Below are 10,947 nucleotides of genomic sequence, written 5' to 3' on the forward strand. Positions count from 1 at the left end.
GCAGAGAATGGCATGGCTGAGGAAGTAACGAAGCAATACCCAAATGGCACTTTAAAATCTGTTCGAAATTATGAAAATGGGAAAATTTCATATGAGGTTTTATTTTTAAATGGAAAAACTGAGCTTGTGAAAGAGTTTTATGAAAATGGTAAGTTGGAAAAAGAGTTTCATTATAAAAATGGTAAGAGAGAGGGTATTCAACAGACATATTACGCTACTGGTGACTTAAAATCAGAGTGGCTGTTGGTAGCTGGTGAAAAAATCCATGGGACGTACACTGTTTATTACAAGAACAAACAAATTCATTATTCAGGAAACTATAGGAATGGCGAGTTGGAAGGTGTTGTGAAAGCATTTTATGAGAATGGTAAGCCAGAAGCAGTAATATCCTACCATAATGGAAAGTGGCATGGTGATTCTAAAGAGTATTTTGAAAATGGATCCGTAAAGAGCCAGGCAATTTTTGAAAATGGTAGCGGATTAGAAAAACGCTTTTATAAGAGCGGTGAGTTACGTGAAGAAATGCCTTTCATAGATAATGAGGAAAATGGCATTGCCATAGGATTTTATAAATCTGGCGAACTCAAATATGAAGACCTCTATAAAAACGATCAGATAATTTCTAGAAAATTTTACTCAAAGGAAGGCGAGCTTAAATTCAAGCAATCTTATACAGACTCATGGCTGTGGGGAGAAATAATAAATAAATTTCTCAAAGATAGCCCAAGTAAAAAGCCTGTGATTAAAATTGAATATAAAAAGGATGGAGAATTAAAATCAAAGACTATTTTTATTAATAAAGCATCGAATATTTACTATCAAGAGCTTTATAAAAACAACGTTTTGAGAGCAAAGAATATTCTTTGGGGTAACAAAAAATTAAACCAAAAAACTTATAATGAACATGGAAAACTAAAATTCAACAAGAATCATATTCTTCCAGACAACGCTCTATGGGAATTTTTAGTATTTATGTTAGCTTTTATGTGGATTAGATGGATATTAAAAGATCTGATCAAAGATGGTGTCAAAGAAGCCTTAGAAGATAGTCACTACACTCTTCAATCAATTATTGAAGACTCTAGGGGATAATCTGAAAGTAATAAGCTATCTGACTTTATTCTAAATTCTAGAATATGGAATAATGAGATCTAAATACTGTGGCATATCTCTAAGTGATTCACTTTGATGGTAGCTTAATTCTTTTTACGGTCTGAATTAACTGAAAACCCATTGATTCATTTAGAGTTATCGTTGAAAATCATAGCCACTCTTTATTCCAATGAAATCTTTATGAAAATAGAAATTATCAATACCTTAACAAATAATTTTGAGATGCATGCCCAACAAACAGAGGAGGGCATAGAATTTTGGTTGGCACGTGATTTACAACAGCTTCTTGGCTATGACGAGTGGAGAAATTTTACCAAGGTTCTTGATAAGGCTAAAACGGCTTGTGAAATATCGGGGCATAAGGTTGCAGACCATTTTGTTGACGTCAACAAAATGGTTTCACTTGGCTCAGGAAGCCAGCGGGAAGTTGATGATCTCATGTTAACCCGTTATGCATGCTATCTGATTGCTCAAAATGGCGATTCTAAAAAGCAAGAAATAGCTTTTGCTCAAACCTATTTTGCAATCCAAACACGACGAGCTGAGTTAATTGAACAACGCCTCCTTGAAGCGGAGCGTGTTTTAGCCCGAAAAAAACTTTCGGAAACAGAGAAAGAGCTTTCTCAAGTTATCTATGAACAAACTGGAGGCAATCAAAACTTTGCATTGATCCGTAGCAAAGGAGATCAAGCGCTATTTGATAAATCAACTCAGGCTATGAAAGCTCACTGGAAAGTACCTAATACTCGTCCGTTAGCTGATTTTGCTCCCACCATTATTTTAAAAGCCAAAGATTTCGCTACAGAAATTACTATTTTTAATGCAAGAGAACATGGGATGAATACTGAAAATGAGATTTCCCATGAGCATATCACTAATAACAAAGCTGTGCGTAAAACACTTCTAGAGCGAGGTATTCGTCCAGAAACTCTTGCCCCCTCAGAAGATGTTAAAAAAGTTGAACGCCGTTTAGTCTCGGAAGATAAAAAATCTTTAAAAAAGCCAGACGGACTCTAAGTCTGGGGGTACATTTGGGGGTATATTTTAATGCCACATAAAAATACCCTTTTAAATACAACACATTGATTAATCAATTAAATAGCCGCCGCCTCCACCATAACTTATTGATTTATAACAAATTTTAATGATTAATTTTATTCAAAAGTTTCCCTCTGGTTTATTCTTTTATCTTCACCCCATTACTAATTAAATTTCCAGGGTAAAGAACTACCTTTTCTCCTTCTTTAAGCCCGTTAAGCACAATTGCAATATCAGAGTTATGTCGTTTTATTTCTATAATACGCTTAATGGCTCTTCCATTTTCATCGACAAATACTGCCCAATGTTCAAAGTCGCGAAATAATGCACTCATTGGAATGAGTAATTCTTTTTTTGATTCATAAATAAAGATGTCTACGTCAACTCGAAACTGGTCTCCAAGATTTTTCCATTGTTCATAAGGAGAAGTAATATCAATAATGACATTTACCCTTTGCTCTTCAACTCCCAAGGCTGAAATTTTAGTGTATCCACTTGGCTCTATTGTGCGAACTATACCTTTTAAATCTATAGTTCCACCCCATCGTTTAATTAAAACCTTTGCTTTCTCTGGAATTTGAGCCGCATCAGTGCTTAAAACATCAGCTACTATCTCCAGTTTAGATACATCAGCAAGCTCCATAATATTCGCACCTATGTTGAGAGTGGTTTCACTTTTTTGATTAATGCGTAATATTTTTCCAGAGATCGGAGCAACAATGTTAATGTGTTCTTGAGAATAATTTTGATTAGATGAGGTAGCAGCTAAGGATGCTTTAATTTTTTCAATATCGTGTTGGGCACTATGGACTTTACGTTCAGCAGCATTAACGATTTTCTGCTTCAACTTGTACTCCAATTCAGTATGCTCTATTTCACTTGGACTGACATACCCTTTCGCTACCAGACCTTTTTTTCTATTCAAATCCGATAGGGCTGTATCTAATGCTGATTTGGCTTGTTCTAATATTGCTGCGGCTTCTTCATATCTTGCTTCTGCAGCACCCAATTCTTGTTCCAATTCATCTTTGGCGCGCACATCGAGTAGCGAGGGGGAAGCAGGAAGAAAGGTTGCTAGTATATCATTTTTGCGTACGTTATCTCCTTCAAGGTAATTAATCCTGAGTAATTTTCCCAGCACTGGAGCGGTTATAGTATATATTTTAATTGCACGAGTTTTTGCATCATCTTCTATGTATTCTGAATAGGGTCCATATTTAACCTCAGCTAGTTGGACTCTAACTGGTTTAGGTAGGATTAACCAAAAAATAATGCTAAAACACAAGGCTAAAAAAATAAAAAGCCAAATGTATTTTTTTATATTTTGATAAATTATTGGCACTAATCACCCACTTTTAATACGGTAGTTAAATTGAGTTGTTGTATTCGTTTTTTAATAATAAACAAACTCATTACACTTGAAATCGTTATCACAATTATTGATATTGCATAGGTTTTAGGTTCAATTAAAAACGGAATTTTAAACCAATCAGTCTGCATTAACTTTAATATAGACCATGAAATCCAATATCCAAAGAGAATACCCATTGGTATCGCTAATAGTACTTCAAAAATAATATTATAAAAAAGGATGTTAGATACTTCTTGTTCAGTGAACCCTAATACTCTTAAAGTAGATAATTCCCAGGAGCGCTCAGCAAGAATAATGATGGCATTGTTATAAACTACAGCAATTGCGATAACTATTGCGAACCCTGCTAATATCGAGGTAAAAACCAGTATATGTTTTGCAAAGGTTTCTTTGAATGTCTGAACAATTGATGTATTAAATATTATCGAACTTATCTTAGGTATCTCTTTGAGCTCCTTGTACAATTGCTTATGATACTGATGAGCAATAGTAATACCTGCAAGATTTATCAGATGGTCTTCATTCAGTATTCTATTAATTAAAAAAATATTAGTATAGGCAAACATTCCGACATAATCATTTACTATTCCTTGAACTTCAAGCTTGGTTTTTGCTCTATTGCCTTCTAGCATACTGATGTGAATCCAATCCCCTGGGGTTACATGTAATCGTTCAGCCAAACCTTGGCTTAAGACAAGTCCATTCTCAGGTATAGGGATTGGATTCTCGCTTTTATCAAGAACTACCTTTAATTTTGCATTCGGCGGTATACCAAATAATGCAGTCTGTTCGGCGTAATTTTGATGACTTAACAAGGCGGGAGAAATGCGATAGCCTTCAGCGTTGATTACCCCTTTGACATGTTTTAATTCATTGAGCACTTTATCTTGTAATTGATGTGTGAAGGATACCGTTGCGTCTTGTTTTTGTGACATTAAAAATTGGGTTTTTATTAAATATTGAACTGCATCTTGCCAAAAGAGGCCTAGTATAACGATTGCCATTGCCAAGGCAATTCCTACAGAAGTAATTACAGTACGAAATAGATGCCTAAATGTATGACGATAAAACATTTTCGCGCTTGCCGAAAGATGAGATATTAAGCCAAAGCGTTCTAAACGAAGTGTTCGATAAATGGGTGGGGCTGGGGGACGCATCGCTACCGCCGGAGCTAAATTAATGACTTGGTATATTGACCTCAATGCTCCAGAACCAGCTGCAAAAAAACTGACTAAAACACCTATAAATGCAGCTTGAATTGAAAATGAATAATTGAAGACAGGAAACTTGAAATATTCAGCATAGAGTAGGGTCATTAATTTACCAAACCAGGCGCCAAGCCCTATCCCTAAGATGGCACCTAGAAGTACAATTATCACCACGAGTTTTGAATAATATAAGACGATTGAGGAATTGTTATAACCTAAAGCTTTTAGTAGGGCGATTTGTTCTCGTTGATTTTGAACCAGTCGCCCAGTTACTAAATTTAATAAAAAAGAGGCGACAATCAGGAAAATAGGTGGAATAAAGGAGGCAATAATTTTTTGTTGATTAATTTCATTTGTGACGAATCTATCCGATACTTGTTCTTTCCTGGAGTAGGTAATTGATAAGCCATAATCCGAAAATAATTTTTCTAGATTGCTGCGGATTAATTTTTCTGAGGCATTTGGCGTCAAAGTTAGACTAATATTATTAAATCCTTCTTGCATTCCGAAAGCAGCGCTCAGAGCTTTATGATTCATCCAGAATACGCCAAAATGCTTATTATCCGGAAGAAGATCCTCGCCCCGAATTGCATATACATATTCTGGAGATAAGACAATACCTACTATACGAAGGAGTTGTCGATGACCATTTAATAGCGCATAAATTTGATCCCCAGGTTTTACAGAATGTGCTTCGGCGAACCCTTCATTAACTAATACTTCATTAGTCCTGCCAGAATCAAGCAAACGTCCTTTACGTAAAAATAATTGGTTTAAGTTGGATGACTTTGAATCGGGTATGGATATAAAACGCCCCATGGCGGGTTCTTGTAGCCATGGCAAATCTAAAATGACATCCTCAACAATACGCGTTTCTACTTGAGATACGCCAGGTATTTCTCCAATCCTTTTCTGTATATAGATTGGAGCTCGTTTTAAGGTAGCAAACACATCTGCAAAATGATAATCGGAGTAAAACTTATGTTGGGCTTGCGACAAAGACTGGTAGGTACTAATTGATGAAATCAAAACACTAATACCACTACATACAACTAAAGCAATAGTGATAACCTGTCCTTTAAGTTTAAATAAATCACGAAGTAATTTCCTGTTTAAGATCATCACCATGATAAATCAGCGGTTTTTCGTTTATTTTTGTTTTCAATAATCTGGGCAATTCGACCATCTGTGATATGAATTATCCGATCAGCCATTTCACCTATTACCAAATTATGGGTAATGATGACGACTGTAGTGTTCAATTTTTTATTTGCCAATTCAAGGGTTTCTAATACCATTTTACCCGTTTCACAATCAAGGGCCCCCGTGGGTTCATCGCACAAGAGAACATCAGGTTGTTTCACTATGGCGCGAGCAATAGCAACTCGTTGCTGTTCGCCTCCTGATAGTTGAGAAGGGAAATGTGATATTCGATTTTCCAGTCCCAACAATTTGATTGCCTCAACAGGATTCATGGGGTTTTCTGCAATTTCGGTAACTATTGATATATTTTCTAAGGCTGTCAAATTGGATATTAAATTATAGAATTGGAAGACAAAGCCAATATGCTCGCGCCTGTAGCGGGTAAGCTCATGTTCGCTTGAGGAAGTGATAATATGATCTTTATAAATTACCTCTCCAGATGTGGGAACGTCCAGACCTCCAATAATATTGAGCAAGGTGGATTTGCCGCTTCCTGACGGACCTAATAACACAACCAATTCACCTTGATATAAATCCAGATTAATCTGTTGCAAGGCATGGATTAGAACCTCACCTATTTGGTATGTTTTAGAGAGATTTCGTATTTTAAAAGCAGGTTTCTGCCTCATCAAATATCCGTTTTGCATGTTATTTACACCATAGTGAGTAACTCAAGTGTAACAACAAAATGCTGATAGGATAAGCGCTCTGACCAAGCAAAAAAATTAGCAGAGTAGATATCAAGCTCCAATTACTTTTATTCTGTTGTATTAGAGAAGATTAAAGGTGAGTCGCTCATTTTAAATCATCGAGAGGGCTCCTCCCTGCAAACAGCAATGTTTTTCTGCCTAAAGCTCTAGCCACAGCAAACGTGATATTGATCTTGCAAAAGCACGTTTTACTGAATTGATGAGGAGCAAATAGAGATGAGTAAAGCAGAAAGCTTCGATAATGTTTGGGATGCAATTGTTGATATAGCTGGTGAGTCAGCTAATATGCAAGCAAAAGCCGAATTGATGCGACAAATTGTAGCGATTGTTAAAAAAAATGGTTGGAAACAAGTTGAAGCGGCTCAACATTGCGGAATTACGCAACCGCGTTTGAATGATATGTTACGAGGGCGTATTTCTCGATTTTCATTAGATGCCTTGGTAAATATTGCAGCAGCTATTGGGCAACGTGTTCATATTGAATTAGAAGCGGCATAGCGGCACCAAAACGGCACCATTTGCAGACAACTAAAGACTATAAAAGACAACTTCGCAAATTTTAGAATAGGGGCGATAACCCAGAGCCGACATGGTATTTCATGGTCTTTGATAGTATTTCATAAACAACACAAAAACCTATATTAGCGGGTTCGATTCCCGCCGCCCCACCATTTAAATCTAATTTACTCACAAATTATATAGGATCACTAGGACATTCATTTCGACGGGCAAAACAGAATCATTTTTTTATTATCAAGACGATTGTAAGCAACTGTATTGTCCGCATCAATTTTTATGGAGTAACTGAGTGGGCAAAGCGATAAAAGTGGTTATAACGCAAGAACAAAAACAAACACTGCAAAAACTAAGAAGCTCGCGAGCGGGAAAAAATATAGGGGAGCGAGCGTATTATATTTTACTATCCTCATCTGAATGCGCCCAGTGAAGAAGACAAAGCAGCTTATATTGAAAAAATGGTTGCATCGCTAAATAAACAATTCCTACATCAATTACATAAAGCTAAACCCAACAAAAAGATAGTGATGATTATTGATAATGGTTCTATTCAATTCATTATCTTCTATTTGATAGCGTCTATGATACCAACGTTCAATGGTTGCTTTCCCTTGTTTAAATTGAAAAGATAACGCTTTCTGAGGAATTATTCCCGAAGGTTAAACATGGCGGAGACTAAAGTATCGGCTCAACGGCTGCCCCGATTGATCCCGCTTTTAATTAAGGGATCACAATTTAAGCTTAAGCTTTTTCAGGTCGTCTGCTACCCGCCGTGTTGCTTCCTGACCTTCGCGAATGGCTTCTTGCGCACGATCGAATTCCATAAGACCGATATGGCCAAGCTTTGGTGTGATGAGAACGTCAGGCGGATCCTCTGCCATACGTGAGTTGGTTATGCGTTCCTGCATAATGTTAATTGAGCCAGCGATCACGTCGAAGAGACCGGGTTTAGAGATTCTCCTCTTACGTAGGGAGGAAATAAATGAAACTAGCCTAATGTCGAAGTCAGTTTTCAGCTTGGCCCCCCATGTGGCAATGTTTGGATTATTCTTTTCAGCATATTCCAATTTCTTTTGGTTTTCTTGATTGTCAGCTGCTACATCGCTGTGATGTGGGGAGAAATGTCTGCCGACGAGATCACTATTTAGATTCACGGCGATGATGTAATCGGCACCCATAGCACGTGCTAGTGAAATAGGAACCGGATTGACTAAGCCACCATCCAGCATAATATCGTGCTGTAAAGCAATCGGTGCAAAAATTCCAGGTAGGGCGATGGAGGCTCGCACGGCATCAAGTAAGGGGCCATCACGTAACCAGTGCTCTTTTCCATTCAGGAGCGATGTTGCAACACATGCAAAGGGAACTTTCAGATCCTCGATATTAAGATTGCCAATACGTTTTTCGATGGCAATCATCAGAGATTTCCCTTGGATAAAACCGCCACTAGCTATGTGAACATCTAACAATTTTAGAATGTCCACGCGCTTAAGTGTGAAAATCCATTCTTCAAACTCGTCGAGGTGACCTGATGCATAAGCCCCCCCGACTACAGCACCTATAGATGAGCCTGTAACTAGATCCGGTGTAATGCCCTTGTTTGCTAATTCACGGATGACACCAATGTGTGCCCAGCCACGTGCTGATCCGCTGCCAAAGACTAGTCCTATTTTGAGTCTTGCCATATTACCCCCATGCTTTGGCATGTCTACCTATGAAAAGATAGCTGCTAAGCTAATGGTAAGTTTTTGATAGGATATCTATACCAGCAAGTAGCACTGAGAATCAACCAGACTACACCATTCATAACCTCAGGAGGTAGGGAAATAATAAGAATGCAATATCCTTTCGTTAGCAAGGTTGACATCTAATTCAATAAGGCCATCTTTATGTAGTATAAAGTGCAATTTCAGTCACAGGCTTACCGAATAGAGTGTCGTTATTCTTACTAATATTCACATGATATGCTTAGACAACTAAACTGTTTAGCGGTTGATATATAATCTCTTTTATAATTTAGAGGCCATCGATAAAGGGATTTATTCACTGACAATAAATGACTATCTGAGACAATGCATGGGTAATTTTGTTTCTCTATTAAGCTTAAGATTCATATGTGTGTTGATATCGCCTTAATTTAAAAAAGCGCAGAGGCTGATAGTTTGCAGTGACTTTGCTAATCAAACTCGAATATTAATAAACTGCCAAGGGTCACCTTGATCAGTATATTTATCATTTGAATTGCCTCTGTCCCGTAGGGGAGTCCAATCTGTATAATAACCATCGACTTTACCAAGATAAGGGAAGGCTAAGCTCAAAATATACTCATGGTCTATATCTTCAGGCTCTATAATTCCACGTTCTGGATTTTCAATAGCCCAAATCATACCCGATAAAACTCCCGCTGCAACTTGTAAGCTTGTAGCATTATTATGTTTAACTAACTTTCTAGCTTCATGTATGGATAGATGAGAGCCATACCAATAAGCTCCTTTTTTATTTCCCATTAATAAAACTCCGAGTTCATCGTAGCCATCAACTATATCTTTTAAAAGAATACGCTTTTCCTTTTGAGTGATGTAATTTCTTTGCACGAGCTCTTTTAAAGACAAAATAGCATCAGGGCAAAGATGATAAGCGTAATGAACTGTTGGTCTGTAATACACCTTATTTTCTTTATGCAACGTTAAATATTCTGCAAGAGATAAAGACTCGGTGTGGGTAATTAAAAAACCGTTGATGGGGCCAGAGTTAGGGGTCCAGGTACGGACTTGGGTCTCTGCCCCTGGTCGACTAAGATATATTCCACAATTTGATCCAAAGTTGTGATGGTTCGCATCAGGTGGCCAATGGCGCTCATGGCTTCCCCAGCCTAGTTCAGCAGGCCGAACCGCTTCAGAAATTAACGCATCTACTGACCATGTATTTATAAACTCATTCTTTTTTTTAGCCTGAGAGGAAATTTGCGTATCATGTTCAGAAATATGTATGGTTTTTATACCAAGATCATGGGCCAATTGCGCCCATTCCACGGCTTTTTGTGGAAGAGTACAATTCAAATTATTATCGTTTGCCATGTTCCATAGGGCTTGTTTAAGGAAGTGGGATACTAACCCAGGATTGGCCCCATGTCTTAATACCGCGGTAGGTCCTTTTTTTTCAAGTTGTAATGTCGCATCACGCAACGCGTAATTAGAAAGTAGTTGACTATTATCGCTATACCTTTCTTCCCAACATTCAGCGGCTGCATCCAAATATAATAGTTTATTCAATTGGCAATATTTTATTAAATCAATACTGGATACACCTACGGATAAGTTTAATAAAAAATCACCAGGTTTAAGAAGAGAGGATAAAAGTTCTTGGTAGTTATTTTCTGTAAAAGCAATTTCTTTGAATGAAACGCCATACTCGTTTGCCACATCTGCACCAAAATTATGTTTGGATAGGATAACAATTTGCTTGGGATCTAATTTAAAATATTGTAACAAAAGAGGTAAAACTGCTTGGCCAATACTGCCGAATCCAAGGATTAAAATTTTATTTTTATAAATTGTTTGAGTCACCGATGTGGCCATAATTACCCTTCAAGTAGAAGCTCTTTTGATAATTATTTAAAGTACAAGATTTCACTAACTCTTCAGAGTTTTATCGGTTTAAATTTAACTTTCCTTACCTTAGTATAGTTCACAAAAATGATAAGATCGTGAGTTGCAATAATCAACGTGTGGTCAATGCGTTTATTACTTTAGTTTTCTATACTATATTTGATGAAAACAAGCATACT

Annotated in this window: 8 protein-coding genes and 1 tRNA gene; 4 read left to right on the forward strand and 5 right to left on the reverse strand. The window is 37.2% G+C overall.

Going from position 1 to position 10,947, the window contains the following annotated elements:
* Positions 1-12: 12 nt before the first annotated feature.
* Entirely contained in the window at positions 13-1,092 is a 1,080-nt protein-coding gene (locus Lbru_RS01275; RefSeq protein WP_162262376.1) for a toxin-antitoxin system YwqK family antitoxin, read from the forward strand.
* Positions 1,093-1,293: 201 nt separating this feature from the next.
* Positions 1,294-2,130, forward strand: a complete 837-nt coding sequence (gene dinD, locus Lbru_RS01280; protein ID WP_058440367.1) for a DNA damage-inducible protein D — start codon at positions 1,294-1,296, stop codon at positions 2,128-2,130.
* 160 nt (positions 2,131-2,290) lie between these two features.
* On the opposite strand, the gene Lbru_RS01285 is transcribed toward dinD, so the two are convergent.
* From Lbru_RS01285 to Lbru_RS01295, 3 genes are read right to left on the reverse strand one after another with little or no spacing between them, the layout of a single operon-like run.
* Positions 2,291-3,493, reverse strand: coding sequence for an efflux RND transporter periplasmic adaptor subunit (locus Lbru_RS01285; RefSeq protein WP_058440368.1), 1,203 nt, complete (start codon positions 3,491-3,493; stop codon positions 2,291-2,293).
* Positions 3,493-5,859 (reverse strand): ABC transporter permease, encoded by a 2,367-nt coding sequence (locus Lbru_RS01290; protein ID WP_058440369.1) that lies wholly within the window; start codon positions 5,857-5,859, stop codon positions 3,493-3,495. The genes Lbru_RS01285 and Lbru_RS01290 overlap by 1 nt, the downstream gene beginning before the upstream one ends.
* Complete coding sequence (locus Lbru_RS01295) at positions 5,853-6,563, reverse strand: ABC transporter ATP-binding protein (protein WP_058440440.1); 711 nt, start codon at positions 6,561-6,563, stop codon at positions 5,853-5,855. Before Lbru_RS01295 ends, Lbru_RS01290 begins: the two co-directional genes overlap by 7 nt.
* 297 nt (positions 6,564-6,860) lie before the next feature.
* Between Lbru_RS01295 and Lbru_RS01300 the strand changes: the two genes are divergently transcribed.
* Together Lbru_RS01300 and Lbru_RS17025 are read left to right on the forward strand one after the other, a co-directional pair.
* Positions 6,861-7,142 carry a helix-turn-helix domain-containing protein gene (locus tag Lbru_RS01300; protein WP_058440370.1) on the forward strand — a complete coding sequence of 94 codons (282 nt, stop codon included), beginning with the start codon at positions 6,861-6,863 and terminating at the stop codon, positions 7,140-7,142.
* A gap of 69 nt (positions 7,143-7,211) precedes the next feature.
* Positions 7,212-7,315, forward strand: a tRNA-OTHER gene (locus tag Lbru_RS17025).
* Positions 7,316-7,888: 573 nt separating this feature from the next.
* On the opposite strand, the gene Lbru_RS01305 is transcribed toward Lbru_RS17025, so the two are convergent.
* Positions 7,889-8,845, reverse strand: coding sequence for a patatin-like phospholipase family protein (locus tag Lbru_RS01305; protein ID WP_058440371.1), 957 nt, complete (start codon positions 8,843-8,845; stop codon positions 7,889-7,891).
* 495 nt (positions 8,846-9,340) lie between these two features.
* Positions 9,341-10,738, reverse strand: a complete 1,398-nt coding sequence (locus Lbru_RS01310) for a saccharopine dehydrogenase C-terminal domain-containing protein (protein ID WP_058440372.1) — start codon at positions 10,736-10,738, stop codon at positions 9,341-9,343.
* Positions 10,739-10,947 lie beyond the last annotated feature (209 nt).

The organism is Legionella brunensis, assembly GCF_001467025.1.
GTDB classification, from domain to species: domain Bacteria; phylum Pseudomonadota; class Gammaproteobacteria; order Legionellales; family Legionellaceae; genus Tatlockia; species Tatlockia brunensis.